This window comes from Verminephrobacter aporrectodeae subsp. tuberculatae (assembly GCF_026127385.1).
GTDB classification, from domain to species: domain Bacteria; phylum Pseudomonadota; class Gammaproteobacteria; order Burkholderiales; family Burkholderiaceae_C; genus Acidovorax; species Acidovorax aporrectodeae.
Genome location: NZ_QZCX01000003.1, coordinates 600931 through 619650 on the forward strand (window position 1 = coordinate 600931; position 18720 = coordinate 619650).

Below are 18720 nucleotides of genomic sequence, written 5' to 3' on the forward strand. Positions count from 1 at the left end.
CGTCGGCAGCATGCAAGAGCCGGGGCACCCCCCCCTCCTCCCAGATCAGCACGCAGACTGTCCATGTCGATGCCACGCGCCGTCAGGCACATCAACGAAGTTCGGGTTCTGGATTCACTGTATCGCCACGGCACCACGACCCGCGCCGACTTGGCGCGCGAACTCCGGCTCATGCGCTCGACCGTGAGCCATCTCGTTGCGGGCATGGTCGAACAGGGCCTGATCCTCGAGAGCGAGGTTGCGGGCTCAACGCCCGGGGGGCGCAGCGGGCGTCCAGGGCAACACGTTCAACTCAACCCGGCGCATTCGGTCTTCATCGGAGCGGACATCGGCATCGGCCACATGTCCGTCGTTGCGCTCGACCTCCTGGGGCGGCCCTTCAGGAGCCGGTCCGTCGCAGTCCGCTCCAGGCCGGGCGCCGTGGACGAGAGCATCGCGACCCTGGGTACGGCAGTGCGCGCGATGATCCGGCAACTGCCGGATGCCAAGGTGATCCGGGGTATTTGTGTCACCGTCCCCGGGCTCGTGGACCGTGACGGCGTGGTGTTGCGCGCCCCCGTTCTGGGCTGGAACACCGTGCCCGTGCGCGCGCTGATCGCCGCCAAGCTCAAGTGGTCGGGCGTTCTCGCATTGGAGAACGACGCGAACGCGTTCGCCGCAGCAGAACTCTACGGGCGACTGCCCGCGGCATACGCCGACGCCCTGTTCGTCTATCTCGACGCGGGCATTGGCGGAGGCATGGTTTCGCAGGGGAGGCTATTGCGTGGCCACAGCGGATACGCCGGAGAGATCGGTCACATTCATCTCGGAGAGCACGGCTTCAACCCCCTGGCGCCGGTGCCGGGCTCGTTCGAGAGCTACGTCGGGCGCGACGCCGTTCTTGCCCGGTACAAGCACCACGGAGGCCGCGCCGAGGGGCTGGAGGATTTCATCGCAGCCCTTGCGGCGCAAGCCCCCGTCGCGCGGAAAACCGCCTCGGAGTGGGCATGGTGGATGGGCCGCGGCATCGCCTCGTTGGTCAGCGTGCTCGATCCCGGGCGGATCGTTCTGGGGGGCGCCGTCGCGGCGCTCTACACGCACGCCGAGCAGGAGGTCGTGGACTCGATCCGCAAGCACCTGGTGCCCGCACCCGCACTGCCCCGTATCGAGGTATCACGGCTGGGGAGCGAGGCCTGCGCCATTGGCGCAGCGATGATTCTTCATCAGCGGCTCTTGTCGTTTGACGATCGCATCGTGTACGGGGAAACGAACGAGGCCGTGGGCCTCCCCCCGGACTGACACGCGCCGGTCAAGGCCGCTGCAGCAAGAACTCGCGCGGGGATTTCCCGAAGGTCTTGGTGACCATTGCGGTGAAGGCGCTTGCGCTGGAGTAGCCCAGTTCCTCGGCAATCCGCTGCATCGGCATCCCCTCGGCGGCCAGCGCGAGCGCCCGTGCGAACAATGCCTGGCGTCGCCACTGCTGAAAGCCCATTCCCAGTTCGTCGCGGAACAGCCGCGACGCCGTGCTGACGCTTGCGCCAGCGTCCCGCGCCAGCTGTGCCAGCGGTTTCGATTGCCGCGGCTCGGCGAGAAACGCTTCGCAAAGCATGCGCAAGCGGCGCTCCGTGGGCATTGGCACGCCGATCCCGACTTCCCTGGCGTCTTGCAGTTCCGCCAGCACCACCACGCAGAGCGCGCGGTAGCGCCCGGTATCTCTGTGCGGCAAATCCTCATCCACCAGCCGCCGAACGAGTTCCAGAAGCAAGGGACTGGCTCTGACGACTCTGCAGCGATCCCAAAAGCGCTGCCGTGCTTCCTGTCCTGATTCCTGCAGGAACACATAGACCGAGAAAAGACTCGCGTCTTGCAAGAGGACAGCGGAATGCTCGGTGCCTGGCGGTATGAGCACTGCATGCTGCGGCGGAACGATGAAGGCAACGTTCGCCATTTCCACCTGAACGACCCCCGCATCCGAGAACACGGCCTGTCCCCAGGGATGGTGGTGCGCGGAAATTTCCGTCGGCATGCCCATTGCCCGCGCAACGACACGCACCGGCCGTTCGGCGCAGGGGCGGAACGATTCGGGATTCAACGGCAGCATGGCACTTGCAGACCCAACGCACTGGTGAACAACGCTTCCATTTCAACACCCATCAGGCACTCCCATGCGCAACACCAAGCCGGTGGACCTGTGGACAGGCTCAGGGCGACCCGTCCCCCAAGCTGGCTATTGTGCATGCTGGTTTCCATACGAGGCGGCGCGGATCCCACCGCAGTCTTATGGCGTTTTTTCGATAGAAGATGGCATCTTTTCGGAATTTTCATGGATGACTGGGTGCTATGGTCATCCGATGATTAAAAAATTGCCATGTGAGATTGTGATGATCGACAAGGAAACGGATTCGACCAAAACGTCTTCCAAATTGACCCGGGAGCATGGATTCGTCCTCTGGGCGCTCATTGCAGGGATTTGTCTGCCCTTGCTGGACACGACCATCATGGGCGTGGCAATCCCCGAGCTGGCGGCCAGCCTGAACGCGCCCATCTCCCTTCTTCAATGGGTATCGACGAGTTATACCCTGGCGGCAGCCTGCGCCGTTCCGATTTGCGCCTGGGCAACCCGGCGTCTCGGTGGCCGCGCGTTGTGGGTTGGGGGTCTCGTGCTTTTTGCCACCGGGTCGGCTGCTGCCGGTTTGTCAGACAGCGTTGGCCAATTAATTGCATCTCGAATCGTTCAGGGAATTGGCGCCGGCATATTGATGCCCGTGATGCAATCGATTCTGCTGGCTTGCGTCGGGCATGCCAGACTGAAAACGGCCATGGCAACGGTCGGAGTTCCTGCGGTTCTGGCTCCCATTGCCGGGCCAGTCGTCGGCAGTTTTCTCCTGCAATGGGGTCCTTGGCAGCTTATCTTCTGGGTCAACGTTCCCATCGCTTGCCTCACCCTTGGTCTTGCATTTCGGTTCCTGGAGAAGGATGCGGGGAGTTTTGCTGAAAAATTCGATTTTCCCGGCTTTCTCTTATTGCTTCCGGCCCTCGGTTTGACGGTTTTTGGGCTTGCGGGAATTTCGGGCATTGCGGAGACAAAATCCATGACCGGGGAATCGGGCATGGCGTCCGTGGGGGCAATCATTGCCGGGATGGTCTTTCTTTCCTGCTTCACTGCGCATGCCCTGCGCAGCAAAAATCCGCTTCTCGACATCCGTCTATTCCGTGTCCTGTCGTTTCATGCGTCCATGTGGCTGCTATTTTTTTCCAGTTTTGTCTTCTACGGTGGAATTTTCCTTTTTCCTCTGTTCCTGATGAATGCATGCGCACAAGGCCCGATGCTCGCAGCCCTGCTCGTCGGGGTTCACGGTTTGGGCGCATTGATATCGCGGTTTTATCTGGAGGCGGCAACGAAGCGCTGCGGAGTCGGCAACACGGCCCTCATGGCGATCGTGGGCACCGCAATGGGGACGGCGGCGCTGTGCCTGCCCGCGGTTCTGCAATTTCCCGTGGCCATCGGCATGGCGCTGCTGCTGCGTGGAGCGGGAGTCGGTTGGCTGACGCTGCTTGCGATGTCGCATGCCTACCATGCGATCGCGCGCCGCAAGGTTCCTGACGCCAGTTCCCTTTCGCGTGTCGTGACGCTCCTGGGCGCTTCGGTGGGCACAGCCTCGGTGGCTGTTTTGTACCAAATCAGCGCCCGCTTTGGCTGGGATGCATTCAGGCCCGCGCTGATTGGCCTTTTCGTGCTGGCCGTTTCCTGCACGCTGCCCGCGCTGGTCCTGAAGCGGGCGCGCTGATGAAATATGGGGAGTGGCTGCGGCCCCAAGCGCGAACACGCCCGGCCGCCAGCAGGCTCAGCCCAGGAGCCGCGCCAGCGTGAGCAGCGCGAGCAGCAGCATCCAGACCACGACCGAGCGCCAGACCAGCCCGACCACGCTGCGCAGGTGGCTGACTTCGGGCTCGCGGCCCGGGGTGGCGTCGCTGTCGCCCACGTCGATGTCGATCTCCAGCCCCTGCGGGGCGTGCATCTCGGTGCGCGCCTTCAAGGCCTCGCCACCCAAGCGCACGTTGATGGCCCCTGCCGTGGCTGCCAGCACCACACCGTCGTTGTCATTGGGAAAACGCTGCGCGTGAAAACGCCAGCCCTCGATGGCCTCTTCAAAACTGCCGACCATGGCAAAGCTCAGCGCCGTCAGGCGTGCCGGCAGCCAGTCGATGGCTGTCCAGGCCCGGGCCGAAGCCTGTTGCAGCGAGGCGCTCGCAGGCTGAGCCCCCATGCGCTGCGTGTAATGCCAGTAGCGCGAGACGAACTCGGCCAGCCGGTACAGCACCGCGCCCGTCGGACCCAGGCCCAGCGCCGCCAGCACCGAGAACCAGGCGAGCACGCCGAACACATGGCGGTGCGCGGCAAACATCGAATACTCGATCACGTGGCGCACGATCTCGCTGCGCGGCAAAACGCCCACGTCAACCTGCTGCCAGTGCGCCAGCCGCGCGCGGGCGGCGTCCTCGTCCCCCTCTTCGAGCGCGTCGCGGATTCCGGTGAAATGGTGGCTGAACTGCCGGAACCCCAGCGTGACGTACAGCACGGCAACGCTCCACAGCACCGCAAATGGCCAGCCCAGCCAGCGCAGCAGGAGCCAGTGGATGGCCAGTGTGAGCAGCGCCGGAACGAGCACGGCCAAACCCCACGCCACCCAGCCATGCTGCGGTTTGCCGGCATCGAAGTTGCGGCTCACGGACAGGGCCCAGGCGCGCAGGCCCGCATGAATCGGGTTGCTGCGCGCCAGCGGGCGGGCCTGCTCAATCAGCAAAGCGAACAGGATGGCAAAGAAACTCATGGCGGGCAATGATACCGGGGCTTCACTCTCTGTCACGCTGGGCCGGCCACCCGGGGAGGCCGCGGTGACCTCGGCGCACACCGCGTACAGGCTGCCGATGCGTCCGGGCGGGGCCGCTGAACGCCGGCCTCATGCCTGCAACAGGGAGTCGGAGAGGAGCGCCAGGCCCTCGGCGAAGACCGCGTCCTGTATCGTCAACGGGAAGAGGAAACGGATGACGTTGCCGTACACGCCGCAGGTCAGCAGCAGCAGGCCCTTCTCCAGCGCGATGTCCTGAATCCGTTTGGTGAATTCGGGCAACGCCACGCCGCTGGAGGAATCCCTGAATTCCATGGCCACCATGCCGCCCAGCGCCCGGACCTGCGCGATCTGCGGCACGCGCGCGCGCAGCGGCTCCAGATGCGCAAGCAAACGCTCACCCAAGGCCTGCGCGCGTTGCACGAGCGCCTCTTTTTGCATGATGTCCAACACCGCCAGAGCGGCAGCCACGGCGATCGGGTTGCCGGCGTAAGTGCCTCCCAGGCCCCCCGGGGCGACCGCATCCATGACCGTCGCCCGGCCCGTCAGGGCAGACAGCGGAAAACCGCCGGCCAGGCTCTTGGCCATGGTGATCAGGTCGGCGTCAACGCCGTAGTGCTCCAGCGCGAACATCTTCCCGGTTCGCCCGAAACCGGTCTGTACCTCATCCACGATGAGCAGGATGCCGTGCTCGTCGCACACTGCGCGCAGGCTTTGGAACAGTTTCGGCGGTGCAACGTAGAAGCCCCCCTCCCCCTGCACCGGCTCGATGATGAGCGCCGCAACGCGCCGTGGATCCACATCCGTCTTGAACAAGCGGTCGATGGCCTGCAGGCTGTCATCGACGCTCACCCCCAGCGCCTCTGCGGGGAAGGGGACATGCCATACGTCCGGCGGCATGGCGCCAAAGCCCGCCTTGTAGGGGTTGACCTTGCCGGTCAACGCCAGGCCCATCAGGGTGCGGCCATGGAATGCGCCGGAGAACGCGATGACCGCATTGCGGCCCGTGGCCGCCTTGGCCACCTTGACGGCGTTCTCCACGGCCTCCACGCCCGTGGTAAAGAGCGCGGTCTTCTTGGCGAAGGCCCCGGGCGTGATCGCATTGAGCCTCTCGCACAGCGCGACGTAGCCCTCGTACGGCGTCACCTGAAAGCAGGTGTGGTGAAACGCGTCCAGTTGCGCGCGGACAGCCTCCACGACCTGCGGATGGCGGTGGCCCGTGGCCAGGACGGCGATGCCGCTGCCAAAGTCGATGAAACGCTTGCCGGACACGTCCCAAAGTTCCGCATTCTGCGCGCGGGCCACGAAGACCTGGGTCTGCACCCCGACGCCGCGCGGACACGCGGCTTGGCGCCGCGCTTCCAACGCGGCGTTCTTATTGGAATTGGACGGCTCAAGCATTCGATGGCTCCTCGAAAAGACGTAATTCTAATTCACCAAACTTGCCAATCACGGCAAGGTTTTGCAAGGCGTGCAGTTCGTCATTCCGGAACTGCCCCCCCATGCACGCCCCCACTGCGGGTGTGCTTTGCTGTGCGAGACCGGTGGAAATGGCCTATCACTTTTTCCAGAATGGACGGGGTTATTCGGGCTATTCCGAGCGGAGAATGATCCCCTTTTGAAAACCGGGCGGCCTGGAGACTCGTTGGTGACAAATCAACGCCGCTTGGCGCAGCCCAAGCCGGTGTGCGGCGATCCACCGGGCCGAAGTGAAATTACGCAATGAACATCCATCGTCTAGAGACCTTCAGCAACCAGCATGTCGGATTTGTCCGCGTCACCACCGATACCGGCCTGCAAGGCTGGGGGCAGATGTCAACGTACAACGCGGACATCACGGCGCAGGTGTTTCACCGGCAGATCGCACCCTGGGCCTTGGGCGCGGACGCGCTGAACATCACGCATCTGGTGGACAGCATCCCCGAGCACGAGCACAAGTTTCCCTGCTCCTATCTGTTTCGTGCCCTCGCCGGCCTGGACACTGCGCTGTGGGACCTGCGCGGAAAGCTGGAACAAAAAAGCGTCTGCGAGCTTCTGGGGGGCACGCCCCGGGCGTTTGCGGTGTACGCATCGAGCATGAAGCGCGGCGAAATCACGCCCCAGGACGAGGCCGAGCGGCTGGCCCGGCTGCGCGACGCGCAGGGTTTCGACGCGTTCAAATTCCGCGTCGGCAAGGTGTGCGGCCATGACCAGGACGAATGGCCGGGGCGCACCGAGGCCATCGTGCCGGCCGTGCGCCGCGCGCTCGGCGACGGCGCGCGCCTGCTGGTCGATGGCAACAGCGCATACACGCCGCGCAAAGCGATCGACGTCGGGCGCATGCTCGAAGACCACGGCGTGATTCACTTCGAGGAGCCCTGCCCGTACTGGGAGCACCATTGGACGAAAGAGGTCAGGGAAAATCTGCAGCTCGACGTCACAGGCGGCGAACAGGACTGCGACCTGACGCTGTGGAAATACATGATCGACAACCGCGTGGTCGACGTCGTGCAACCCGACGCCTTCTATATCGGGGGCGTGACGCGCATGCTGCGCGTGGCGCGCCTGGCCGAGCAGGCGGGAATCAAGGTCACGCCGCACTCGGCGAACCGCTCGCTGGTCCTGCCCGTCACGCTGCACGTGATGGGCGCGCTCACGAATGCCGGCGACTACGTCGAATACTCGATCGAAGGCGCAGACTACTACCCATGGGAACAAGGGCTGTTCCGCAACAGCCTGAATGTCCGGGACGGTAAATTGCAAATCCCGGCCGAGCCCGGCTGGGGAATGGAAATCCGCGAAGAATGGCTGCAAAAATCCAGCTACGCAGTCAGCGAGGTCCAGCCATGAACCCGGGTTTGGACGCACTGATCGCCGAATTTCGCCGGACCGGCACGCTCAGCGGCCTGCCGCGCGAGCACTTCATCCATGGCGCCTACCAACCCGGCTCGGGCAGCGCTGCGCTGGAGACCTTTGACCCTGGCAGCGGCCAAGCCTTCGCGCAGTTTGCCGCCGGCAGCGCTGCCGAGGTCGATCAGGCCGTTGACGCGGCCCGGCGCGCGCTGCGCGGCGCCTGGGGCGATGCGGCGCCGGCCGAACGGGGGCGAACGCTCGCAGCGATCGCGCAGCAGGTGCGCGAGCACGCCGACAGGCTGGCGCTGGTCGAGAGCCTGGACAGCGGCAAACGGCTTTGCGAGGCGCAGGCCGACGTGCGTGGCGTGGTCCGCGCTTTCGAGTACTACGCTGGCGCGGCGGACAAGATGCAGGGCGACAGCTTTCCGCTCGACAAGGCCTACGTCGGCTTCTCCATCGAAGAGCCCGTCGGTGTCGCCGCGCAGATCATCCCCTGGAATTACCCGCTGGGCACCGCCGCACGCGGCATTGCCCCGGCGCTGGCAGCCGGTTGCACGGTGGTTGCGAAACCGGCCGAACAGACGCCGCTGTCCGCGTTGATGCTGGCTGAACTGGCCAGCGCCGCGGGCCTGCCCGACGGCGTACTGAACGTCGTCACCGGCGAAGGCGCGGCCGCGGGCGCAGCGCTGGTGTCGCACCCCGGCATACAGCACATCACCTTCACCGGATCGGTGGCCACCGGGCAGCAGGTGATGCGCGCTGCGGCCAGCCACGTCACCCGGGTGCTGCTCGAATTGGGCGGGAAATCCCCGCTCGTGGTGCTCGCCGACGCCGACGTCGAACAGGCGCTCCATGGCGTGCTGGGCGCGATCTACGAGAACGCAGGCCAGATCTGCTCGGCCGGTTCGCGGCTGATCGTCGAGCGCTCGCTGCACGGCCAGTTCATCGAACGGCTGCTGGATCGCGTGGGCCAGCTGGGTCTGGGCCATGGCCTGACGAACCCGGACGTCGGCCCGGTGAATTCGCTCGCCCATCTGAACCGGATCCATGCGCACGTGGCCAGCGCCGCAGCGCGCGGGAACCCGGTTCTTGCCGGCGGCAGCGTCGCGCACCCTGCGTGCGCGCCGGGCGGATGGTTCTACCGCCCGACGGTCATCGAGGCCAGCTGCGCACAGGATGCCGTGGTGCAGCAGGAAATCTTCGGCCCGGTCCTGGTGGTGCAGCAGGCCGACGACCTCGAGCAGGCCATCGCCTTGGCCAACGGCACCGACTATGCGCTCGCGGCCGGCATCTACACCCGGGACATCGGCCGGGCCTATCGCTTTGCGCGGCAGGTCGACGCCGGACAGGTCTACATCAACGAATACTTTGCCGGCGGCATCGAAGTGCCGTTCGGCGGCAACCGCCGCTCCGGCTTTGGCCGCGAAAAAGGGCTGGAAGGGATCCGGAGCTATTGCAAGCTCAAGAGCATCGTTGCGCGCGTCTAGGAGTCCGCGTTGGCCACTGGCTCGTTGCATACGTGCTGAAAAACCGGGTGCACCATCGTGTCGAAGCGCGCTACCATGGCGGGCATGAGAACCCCCGGCACCGATCTCGCCACGCGCATCGTCCAGCACGACTACGTTCCGCCCGCGGGCTTCGCGGCGCCCCAGCCGGGGGTCTACAAGGCCTCTACCGTCATCTTCCCGAACGTGGCCGCCATGCGCGCGCGCGATTGGCGGGACAGGAGCGGCTATACCTACGGGCTGCACGGCACGCCGACCACCTTCACCCTCGAAGAACGTTTGTGCACGCTCGAGGGGGGCCTGCAGTGCGTGCTTGCGCCCAGCGGATTGGCCGCCATCGCGAATGTGGCGCTGGCCCTGCTCAACCCCGGGGACGAACTGCTGCTCCCCGACAACGTCTATGGTCCGAGCAAGGACTTGGCGCACGACGAACTCGCCCGCCTGGGCATCAGCCATGGGCTGTACGACCCGCTGGAGCCGGCCGACCTGGCCGCCCGCATCACGCCCGCAACGCGGCTGGTGTGGCTGGAGGCGCCGGGTTCGGTCAGCATGGAATTTCCCGACCTGCGCGAACTGGTGCGCATCTGCCGCGCGCGCGCGGTGCGCACGGCGCTGGACAATACCTGGGGCGCGGGCTTGGCGTTCGCGCCGTTCGACCTCCTGGGCGACGGCAGCCTGGGAGTGGACATCTGCGTCCACGCGCTGACCAAATACCCCAGCGGCGGCGGTGACGTGCTGATGGGCAGCGTGATCACGCGCGACGCCGCGCTGCACACGCAAATCCGGCGCACCCACATGCGGCTTGGCCTGGGCGTCGCGGGCAACGACGCGGAAGCGGTGCTGCGCGGGCTGCCCAGCCTGGGCCTGCGCTACCGCGCCCACGACGCGGCAGCCCGCAGTCTGGCACTGTGGTTGCAGCAACAGCCCGCCGTCGCCCAGGTTCTGCACCCTGCGCTTGCGGGCTCGCCAGGCCACGCGCATTGGCAGGCCCTGTGCGGTGCCGGGCCGGGGGGACAGGGCTTGGCCGCGGGCCTGTTCAGCGTGCTGATCGATGCGCGCCACAGCGCGCAGCAGGTGGACGCGTTCTGCGACGGCCTGCGCCTGTTCAAACTGGGCTATAGCTGGGGCGGGCCCATGAGCCTGGTCGTGCCCTACCACATCGCCAGCATGCGCAGCCGCTGCGTGGCGCATTTGAAGCAGGGTACGCTGGTGCGGTTTTCCATCGGACTGGAAGCCGTGCAAGACCTGCAACAGGATCTGCAACAGGCCATGGAACGCGCCTTCCCTGCGGCGTGACGCCGCGCGGGACGCGGGGGCCTGGTGCTGTTACAGTGGACCTTCACTTCAGGAAGCAACTACCTTGGCAACACCCAACTACGGATACGAGAAACGCCAGCGCGAACTCGCCAAAAAGAAAAAAAAGGAAGAGAAATTGCGCGCCAAAACACAGCGCAAACCGGATGATCCGCAGGGCGATCAGCCCGCTGGCGAGCAGGCGGGCGGCGATGGAGTGGCCCCCCGCGACGGCGCGCAGGAACCGCTTTAGCGCCCCTCCGGTCCCTGAGAGCGTGCAGCGAATGAGATAACGCCTCACACAGCGCCTGCAGTGGATGTTTGTCCGGAAGGCGGACCGATATTCAGCGAACGTGAGCGCTGATTTCGGAATCATGGCCCAGAGGCGGCCAGTGCTTGAACCAGCTATTTTCATAACTTTCAGGCCATGGCGTTTTGGTGCAGACGCCGGGCACCATAAATCACGGAACTTATATTTTGGCTTGGCCTCGTACAGCGCATGGAGGACCATGCCATGCGGGTTGCCACGCCAGTTCTGTTGTGTGCCGACGATGATCGACATCTACGAATTCTTTCCAACCGCGAGCGCATCAATGCGCGTGTCCAGATGCGCATTCGCATCGTGCTGCAGGCGGCACAGGGAATGCAGGACAAGGACATCGCCGCCCAGTTCAACATCGACCGCCGCGTGGTAGCGCGCTGGCGGGCACGCTTTCTGGCCGCCGGCGTAGATGGCCTGTTGCAGGACGCCACGCGCACGGGGCGCCCGCGCACGGCGCGCGAAGAGGCGAACGTCGAGCAAGTGATTCGCAGCACACGCAAGGAAACCCCCGAAGGCTCGACGCGTTGGAGCACGCGCACCATGGCCGCTCATTGCGGTGTCAGCGCATCCACTGTGGCCCGCATCTGGCGCGCGCATGGGCTCAGACCCCACCGGGTCAAATCCTTCAAACCCGCCAACGTTCCCCGCTCCGCCGAGAAGTTGGAGGACATCGTGAGTCTGTTCCTGAATCCGCCCGAGCAGGCGCTGGTGCTTTGCTGCGACGAGAAAATGCAGATTCAGGCGCTCGACCGGACCCAGCCGGACCTGCCGCTCAACTCCAGGCGCAGCGGCGCCATTACCTTGTTCGCTGCGCTGGACATGCTGAGCGGCGAGGTGATTTCGATGACCGATCGACTCCACCGGCACCCACAGTGGCTGCGCTTTCTCCAGTCGATCCATCGCCAGACGCCGAAGAACAAGCAACTGCACCTGATCGTGGACCACTACGCCATGCACAAGCACTGCGCGGTCATGGCCTGGCTGGCCAAGCACCCGCGCTTTCATTTGCACTTCACTCCCTGCCATTTTTCCTGGCTCAACCTGGTCGAGCGCTTCTTTCGGGACATCAGCGATGAACTCATGCACCGCGGCGCGTTCACCAGCGTGCCCGCGGTGGAGAGCGCCATCAACACGTACATCGCTGCGCACAATGCGAATCCCAAGCCGTTCACCTGGACTGCTGCCACGGCCGGCGACATCCTCGGCAAGGCCACCCGGACTCGGCGCAGCACAGCAGATCCGCAGCCATGAAAAAACGGCACTTGGGCATCGCGGCCCTCGGCACCGTGGTCGTCGTTGGCGCAGTCATCCCCATCGGCCACGCGGCCGGGTTGCGCCTGAACTTCACGCACTCGGCCCCGACCGGCCTCTGGCGCGTGCAAGCACTCGACATGGCCACGCTCAAGCGGGGCGAGTTGGTCGAGGTCTGCCCACCGGTCCGGCCCATCGTGCAACTCATGGCGGACCGGGGCTATCTGGAACCGGGCGACTGCGCTGGCACGCACGCTGGCACGCTGCTCAAACCGGTCGCAGCCGTTGCGGGCGACCGTGTGCGCATTCAACCGGGCAGGCCCGCCATGGTCAACGGACGCATCCTGCCCAACACCCAGGCCATCGAGACCATCCCGGCGTGGGCAGAGGGCAGCTACATCGTCGCGCCGGGCCAGGTTTGGTTGTTCTCGACGTACAGCGCCAGGAGTTTCGACAGCCGCTATTTCGGCCCCGTGGACGTGGCCAGCAGCGTGCGCGGCCGGGCGACGCCGGTCCTGATCCGCGGCGACGCGGCCGACATGACCCTCGTTGCAGAAAGGTCAAACCGGTGATCGACCTCGAGATGATGATGGCCTGCGCGCCGAATGTCGCGCCAGCCACCACCCAGCAGATCATTCGGGTGGAGAGCAAGGGCAATCGATTGGCCATCAACGTCAACAAGGGTTTTCTCGAGCGTGCGCCGCGCGACGCAGCCGACGCGGCCAAACTGGCCAAGAAGTACATCGCGCAGGGCTACACCGTAGACCTTGGGCTCATGCAGGTGAACAGCACGAACGTCGCCCGGCTTGGCTACCGTGTTGAGGACATGTTCGAGCCGTGCAAGAACATCGCCGCCGGGGCGCGTGTTCTGACCGAGTTCTACGCGAACGCCCGACTCAAATACGACGACGAGCAAGCCGCCTTGCGCGCCGCCTTGTCTGCCTACAACACGGGCAGCTTCATCAACGGTTTCAACAATGGCTACCTCACCCGGTATGGAATCGGTGGCCGTGTTGCGCTGACCCGCGTGCCGGTGCTCGATCCGTACACGGCGGAAACCACCGTGTTTGTCCGCCGTGTGAAAGAGTAAGCCATGATCGTGCGCCGCCATGCGGGACACCGAAGCTTTCGATGTGCGCTCCCAGGATGCCTGCCCGCTGGACCTCCTCATTGCCAAAGAAGCGGTAGGCCCCAATGGTGTCGGCCCAATCGCCGCAGACTTGGGAAATACGGGTCCTGGAGGCCGACGGCATTACATGAGGTCGCGCGGGATGCGCTTCTCGTAGCGCTTGCTGAAAATGGGCGTATCGCCCTCGAACGCCGTTACCGAACCAGCGCTCAGCCAGTGCGTGGCGCTGCAGGCCAGGTTTGCCGTAGTGACCGTGCGCACGGCCCAGTCCTCGCGCCGGGCGATGCATTCCCAGCGGCAGGCGCCGCTCATCGACAGCGGGTCGCCTTCGGTGATCGACCAAACTTCTTCGCGGACATCCCGGGTTGCCAGTCCATGGTCCGGGTGCTCGGACAGGCCGCTGTCCTCGTAGATCGTGTAGCGCGTCACGCCCGTCGTCAGGTCGCGCTCGACGCTCCGCCGTGTCTCGCTCGGGGAGCGTGCGTTGTAGCGCGGCAGCGGATCGGGGTTGGCCGGCTCGGGCATGTCGATGCGCTCATGCGCGCCGAGCAGCGGCATGGCGAGCGTCAGGGTCGCGGTGTCCATGGTGACGCCGGGGTCGGTCGGCGCCGGCAGAACCGTGGGCCAATAGCTGGTCGAGAGCGCCAACCGGATTCGATGCCCTGGCGCAAAGCGATAGCCGCATGCGTCGAGTTCCAGCGTGGCGCGCACCGTCGCGCCCCTTGGCAGCGGCGCCGGCGTCTCGTTGCCCGCGCGGTGGGTCAGATTCATGGCACCCAACGAGACGCGCGTTGCAGCGCCGTCGGGATGCACGTCGACCACGCGCACGATGAGATTCGCCGCCTCTCCATCGGACGACAGATCGAGCGTCAATCTTGGTTGGCCGAGAAAAGTTTGCGCGGTGCTCAGCGGCGCGGTTTCAAACACCAGCGAACCGGCGTCGTCGCCGCGCTGGTCGCCTGCCATCTCGGCGTCGGGCTTGAGCGTGAACCATTCGCCCGACGCGGTTCCGGTGGCCAGTGGCGAGCGGTGATGGACCTTGCCTACGCCCTGCCCGAGGGTCGCCGCACTCAGCCTGCCGTCGGCCGAAATGCCGAAGGACGCGAGCTCCGGTTCGGTCCACAGCGTTTTCGCGACCCAGAAGCCCGGGTCTTGCTCGCGCCGCAGAGCCGGTCTGGGGCCGTCCAGAATATAGGCGCGCAGTTGCGGCCTGGCATCGACGCCGGTCGGTTCCTTGCACAGCCATTGCTTCCACCAGGCAATGGCCTCGCCGTGAAAATCCCAGCGTGGCTTGGGCCAGGCGAAATGCGGGTATTTGTGAATCCACGGGCCGACCACCGACTTGGCTCTGTCGCCCAGCCCGAGCGCGGCCTTGAACGGCGTGTTGCGGTAGCCATCAGCCCAGCCGGCGATGACCAGCGCGGGGACCTGCACGGCGCCAAAGTCCTCGCAGATCGAGCCGTGCTTCCAAAACCCGTCGCGGCGCTGGTGCGTCAACCATTCCTCCAGAAAGAACGGTTCGGCTTCGAGCCGCTCCAGCCACATCGCACGCCAGCGCGCGCCGACCAGCGCCGGGTCTGGCGCACGCGATTGGTAGGCCAGCATGGTCGCGGCCCAGCCGAGCTGCGCCGACAGGTGGCAGCCATTTTTGTAGTGGATGTCGTCGTTGTAGCGATCGACCGTCGATGCGATCGAGATCACCGCTCTGAGCGCCGGCGGCCGCAGCGCCGCCACCTGCAGGCAGTTGAAGCCGCCCCAGGAGATTCCCATCATGCCGACGCTCCCGTTTGACCAGGGCTGGCAGGCGATCCAGGCGATGACCTCGCCGGCGTCGGAGAGTTCGCGCGGCGTGTACTCGCCGTCGATCACGCCGTCGCTCTCGCCCGATCCCCGGATATCGACGCGGACACCGACGATGCCGGCAGCGGCAAATACCGGGTAGGTGGACTCGTCCCGCGCGTGGGTCCCGCCGCGTTTTCTATAAGGCAGGTACTCGAGCACCGCAGGCAGGCGGTCCTGGGTGTCGGGCATCCAGATACGCGCGGCAAGGCGTGTTCCGTCCCGCAGGGAAATCCACGTGTTTTCAAGGACCGTAAAGGCGTGCCCGGTCATGCGCAATCCAGTTCGTAGAGGGTTCAGTTTCTCGCGCTGTCCATGCGCCGGCTCGCGAGAATGCGCTCGAGCCAGCCTATCTCCATCTCCGGCACGGACTTGAGCAGCCGCTCGGTATAGTCGTCCAGCGGGGGCGAGAGCACGCTCGACTTTGGCCCGAAACGCACGAGTCGTCCGTGGTGCAGCACCGCCACGGAGTCGGCGATGGCACGCACGATCGCGATGTCATGGGTGATGAACAGATAGGAGACGCCGGTTTGCGCTTGCAGTTTCAGCAGCAGCGTGAGAATGCCCTGCGCCACCAGCGGGTCCAGCGCCGACGTCGGTTCATCGCACAGGATCAGCTCCGGCCGCGCGGCCAGCGCACGGGCAATCGCCACGCGCTGCTTCTGGCCGCCCGAAAGCTCTGCGGGGTACCGGTGGGCGAACCCCTCGCCCATCTCGATCTGGTCGAGCAACTCCTTGACCCGCGCGGTCCTGCGCGCGCCGCGCAGACCGAAATAAAAGCCCAGCGGCCGGCCGATGATGTCGTGCACCGTCTGGCGCGGGTTCATCGCCGTGTCGGCGCTCTGGTAGATCATCTGGATGCGGCGCAACTCCTCCTTTGCGCGGCGGGTGAATGCGGGGGACAAGGGCTTGCCGTCGAAATGCACCGTGCCCTGCGTTGGCGCCAGCAGGCCGGTGATCACCCGCGCCAAGGTCGATTTGCCGGAGCCGGACTCGCCGACCACGGCCAGGGTTTGCCCCTTGGGCAGGTGCAGCGACACATCCTGCAATACCCGGGTCTGGCCATAGGCGGCGCTGACCGCATCCACCCGGAGCAGGGCATGCGTCTGGTCGCTCGCCTCATCGCGCCGGATGCTGCGGACGTTGAGCAGCGCCCGCGTGTAGTCCGCGCGCGGCGCCTCGATGATCTGCCGGGTGCTGCCCAATTCGACGGTCCTGCCATGGCGCAGCACCAGGATGTCGTCAGCGATCTGGGCGATCACCGCGAGATCGTGCGTGATGTAGAGCGCCGCCGTGTTCGTCTCCCTGATCGCGTGCTTGATCGCTGCGAGCACGTCGATCTGCGTGGTGACGTCGAGTGCGGTCGTCGGTTCGTCGAACACGATCAGTTCCGGGCCGGGGCACAGCGCCATGGCGGTCATGGCGCGCTGCAACTGCCCGCCGGAGACTTGGTGCGGATAGCGTGCACCAAAGGTTTGCGGGTCGGGCAGGCCGAGCACCTGGAACAGGTAGTGCGCCTTTTTCTGCGCGTCGGCGCGGCCCATCACGCCATGCCGCAGCGAGGCCTCGATCAGCTGCTCGCCCAGGCGATGCGCCGGGTTGAAGGCCGCCGCAGCGGACTGCGCAACGTAGCACACGCGGCTGCCGCGCAGCCCCCGAAGGCTTTTCATGCCGAGCTGGAGAATGTTCTTGCCGTCGAGCAGGACTTCGCCGCCGGTGATGCGCGCGCCGCCGCGTCCATGGGCCAGCGCCGCCAGTCCGATGGTCGATTTGCCGGCGCCGGATTCGCCGATCAGGCCCAGGACCTTGCCTCTGGCAAGCGTGAAGGAAACGCGATCGACCAGCGTCACCGTCTTCGGCGGCAAGCCGGGCGGGTAGCTCGTCGCCTCGATGCGAAGATCTCTGACGGACAAAAGCTCAGCCATCGCCGCGGCCCCCCCGGAGGCTGGACGAGCGCTTCATCAGCCAATCGACGACGAGGTTCACGCAGACGGCCAGCCCGGCGATGGCCACGCCGGGAATGAGCGCAGCCGGAACGCCGAACAAAATCCCGTCCTTGTTGTCCTTGACCATGCCGCCCCAATCCGCCGCTGGCGGCTGTATGCCCAGGCCAAGAAAGGAGAGGGTTGACAGAAAGAGGATGGAGAAAACGAAGCGCAAGCCGAACTCGGCGAGCAAGGGCGAGAGCGTATTCGGCAATATTTCGCGAAAAATGATCCAGCGCCGGCCCTCGCCACGCAGGCGCGCGGCCTCGACGAAGTCCATCACCGCGACGTCCAGCGCGACCGCGCGGCCGATGCGAAATACCCGGGTGGAATCGAGCATCGCCATGACGCCGATCAGGATCCAGAGGTTCTGCGGCAGCACGGCCAGAACGACCAGCGCGAAGATCAGCGTCGGAATCGCCATCATCAGATCGTTGCATCGCGACAGGAACTGATCGACGACCCCGCCGACGACGGCGGCGGTGAAACCCAGGACCATGCCCAGCGAAAACGCAAGAATGCTGGCCGCGAGCGCCACGAAGATCGTCGTGCGCGATCCGTAGATCAGGCGCGACAGCAGGTCGCGGCCAAGATTGTCGGTGCCCAGCAGAAAGTCTGCGCCCGCCGGCAACCAGACAGCGCCGACGACGTCCGTTTCGCCATAGGGCGCAATCCACGGACCGAAAATGGCGCAGGCCAGCGCCAGCAGGATGCCGATCCAGCCGATCCAGGCGCTGGCGGGGATGGTCCTGAGGTTCATCGCGGATGCCTGAGCCGGGGATTGGCGACGATGGCGACGGTGTCGGCCGCCATGTTGAGCAGGATGTAGATCGCCGCAAAGATGAGCCCGCAGGCCTGAACGACCGGCATGTCCCGCACCTTCACCGCGTCCACCATGTATTGGCCCATTCCGGGGTAGACGAAGACCACCTCGACCACGACCACGCCGACGACGAGGTAGGCGAGGTTCAGCGCGATGACGTTGGCGATGGGCGCAACCGCATTCGGCGCAGCGTGCCGGGCGATGATGCGAAACCTGCCCAGGCCCTTGAGTTGCGCCGTCTCGATATAGGCCGACTCCATGACGTTGAGGATCGCGGCGCGCGTCATGCGCATCATGTGCGCCAGTACCACGAGCACCAGCGTTGCCACCGGCAAGGCGATGACGGACAGGCGCTCCCCGAAGCCCATGCCGTCGTAGACCGTGGCCGGAAACCGGGCGACGCCGAATTTCACGGCGCCAAACAGGATGAACAGATAGCCGATGAAGAACTCCGGCAGCGAGATCGCGGCCAGCGAGAGCAGGCTGATGAGCCGGTCCGGAAACCGGTTGCGGTACTGCACTGCGAGCATTCCCAGGCCAACGGCCAAGGGCACCGCAATGAGCGCCACGAAGAACGCCAGGAAGAGGGAATTGCCGAGCCGGTTGCCAATCTGCGCGCTGACCGAATTGCGATTCGCCCACGAGGTCCCGAAGTCACCCTGCGCGGCGCCGCCGAGCCAGGAGAGATAGCGCGCGCTCAAGGACCGGTCGAGGCCGAGTTCTCTGCGGATGTTCTCCACCGCCTCGGGCGTTGCGGACTGGCCGAGGTAGGTGGTCGCAAAATCACCCGGCAGCGCTTCGATGCCGCAGAAAATCATCAGCGAAACGGCGAGCAACAAGGCGGCGGACAGGCCGAGCCGGCGCAAGATGATCCAGAGCAGCGGACTGCCAGCCCGCGTGATGACCGCCATG

17 protein-coding genes are annotated in these 18720 nt (G+C 65.5%); 9 read left to right on the forward strand and 8 right to left on the reverse strand.

Translation table 11 applies throughout. The features are described from left to right. Positions 1 to 63 precede the first annotated feature (63 nt). Entirely contained in the window at positions 64 to 1278 is a 1215-nt protein-coding gene (locus D5041_RS17775) for an ROK family transcriptional regulator (protein WP_010100109.1), read from the forward strand. A 10-nt stretch (positions 1279 to 1288) separates the two neighbouring features. Here D5041_RS17775 and D5041_RS17780 read toward each other — a convergent pair whose 3' ends face one another. Then, on the reverse strand, positions 1289 to 2005 hold the full coding sequence (locus tag D5041_RS17780; RefSeq protein WP_265285370.1) for an AraC family transcriptional regulator: 717 nt from the start codon (positions 2003 to 2005) through the stop codon (positions 1289 to 1291). Between the two features lie 139 nt (positions 2006 to 2144). Between D5041_RS17780 and D5041_RS17785 the strand changes: the two genes are divergently transcribed. Beyond that, entirely contained in the window at positions 2145 to 3767 is a 1623-nt protein-coding gene (locus D5041_RS17785) for an MFS transporter (protein WP_265285371.1), read from the forward strand. Positions 3768 to 3824: 57 nt separating this feature from the next. Here D5041_RS17785 and D5041_RS17790 read toward each other — a convergent pair whose 3' ends face one another. Both D5041_RS17790 and gabT read right to left on the reverse strand, forming a co-directional pair. Then, the gene (locus tag D5041_RS17790) at positions 3825 to 4811 is read right to left on the reverse strand and encodes a CobD/CbiB family protein (protein WP_265258869.1); all 987 of its coding nucleotides are present in this window, start codon (positions 4809 to 4811) and stop codon (positions 3825 to 3827) included. 129 nt (positions 4812 to 4940) lie between these two features. Next, a complete protein-coding gene (gabT, locus tag D5041_RS17795; RefSeq protein WP_265280931.1) occupies positions 4941 to 6230 on the reverse strand; it encodes a 4-aminobutyrate--2-oxoglutarate transaminase in 1290 nt (429 codons plus the stop codon). 321 nt (positions 6231 to 6551) lie between these two features. On the opposite strand from gabT, the gene D5041_RS17800 reads away from it, so the two are divergent. From D5041_RS17800 to D5041_RS17830, 7 genes are all read left to right on the forward strand, one after another. Then, positions 6552 to 7658 carry a mandelate racemase/muconate lactonizing enzyme family protein gene (locus tag D5041_RS17800; protein ID WP_010103806.1) on the forward strand — a complete coding sequence of 369 codons (1107 nt, stop codon included), beginning with the start codon at positions 6552 to 6554 and terminating at the stop codon, positions 7656 to 7658. Beyond that, positions 7655 to 9148, forward strand: a complete 1494-nt coding sequence (locus D5041_RS17805) for an aldehyde dehydrogenase family protein (RefSeq protein ID WP_265280932.1) — start codon at positions 7655 to 7657, stop codon at positions 9146 to 9148. Before D5041_RS17800 ends, D5041_RS17805 begins: the two co-directional genes overlap by 4 nt. A gap of 75 nt (positions 9149 to 9223) precedes the next feature. Continuing rightward, a complete protein-coding gene (locus D5041_RS17810) occupies positions 9224 to 10462 on the forward strand; it encodes a PLP-dependent transferase (protein ID WP_265280933.1) in 1239 nt (412 codons plus the stop codon). A gap of 64 nt (positions 10463 to 10526) precedes the next feature. Further along, a complete protein-coding gene (locus D5041_RS17815) occupies positions 10527 to 10712 on the forward strand; it encodes a hypothetical protein (protein ID WP_010103800.1) in 186 nt (61 codons plus the stop codon). A gap of 261 nt (positions 10713 to 10973) precedes the next feature. Beyond that, positions 10974 to 12032, forward strand: a complete 1059-nt coding sequence (locus tag D5041_RS17820; protein WP_265285372.1) for an IS630 family transposase — start codon at positions 10974 to 10976, stop codon at positions 12030 to 12032. After that, positions 12029 to 12604 (forward strand): S26 family signal peptidase, encoded by a 576-nt coding sequence (locus D5041_RS17825; RefSeq protein WP_265258875.1) that lies wholly within the window; start codon positions 12029 to 12031, stop codon positions 12602 to 12604. The genes D5041_RS17820 and D5041_RS17825 overlap by 4 nt, the downstream gene beginning before the upstream one ends. Next, complete coding sequence (locus tag D5041_RS17830; RefSeq protein WP_010100082.1) at positions 12601 to 13122, forward strand: lytic transglycosylase domain-containing protein; 522 nt, start codon at positions 12601 to 12603, stop codon at positions 13120 to 13122. Before D5041_RS17825 ends, D5041_RS17830 begins: the two co-directional genes overlap by 4 nt. On the opposite strand, the gene D5041_RS22190 is transcribed toward D5041_RS17830, so the two are convergent. Genes D5041_RS22190 through D5041_RS17850 form a run of 5 tightly spaced genes read right to left on the reverse strand, consistent with a single transcriptional unit; the run spans position 13019 to position 18719 of the window. Further along, the gene (locus tag D5041_RS22190) at positions 13019 to 13285 is read right to left on the reverse strand and encodes a transposase DNA-binding-containing protein (RefSeq protein WP_407702299.1); all 267 of its coding nucleotides are present in this window, start codon (positions 13283 to 13285) and stop codon (positions 13019 to 13021) included. The two genes, D5041_RS17830 and D5041_RS22190, sit on opposite strands and share 104 nt — an antisense overlap. Then, positions 13285 to 15273: a CocE/NonD family hydrolase gene (locus D5041_RS17835; protein WP_265285373.1), complete on the reverse strand. Its 1989-nt coding sequence runs from the start codon at positions 15271 to 15273 to the stop codon at positions 13285 to 13287. Before D5041_RS17835 ends, D5041_RS22190 begins: the two co-directional genes overlap by 1 nt. A 23-nt stretch (positions 15274 to 15296) precedes the next feature. After that, complete coding sequence (locus tag D5041_RS17840) at positions 15297 to 16925, reverse strand: ABC transporter ATP-binding protein (protein ID WP_265285374.1); 1629 nt, start codon at positions 16923 to 16925, stop codon at positions 15297 to 15299. Then, complete coding sequence (locus tag D5041_RS17845) at positions 16918 to 17745, reverse strand: ABC transporter permease (RefSeq protein WP_265285375.1); 828 nt, start codon at positions 17743 to 17745, stop codon at positions 16918 to 16920. Before D5041_RS17845 ends, D5041_RS17840 begins: the two co-directional genes overlap by 8 nt. After that, positions 17742 to 18719 carry an ABC transporter permease gene (locus D5041_RS17850; protein WP_265285376.1) on the reverse strand — a complete coding sequence of 326 codons (978 nt, stop codon included), beginning with the start codon at positions 18717 to 18719 and terminating at the stop codon, positions 17742 to 17744. The genes D5041_RS17845 and D5041_RS17850 overlap by 4 nt, the downstream gene beginning before the upstream one ends. Between the last annotated feature and the right edge of the window lies 1 nt (position 18720).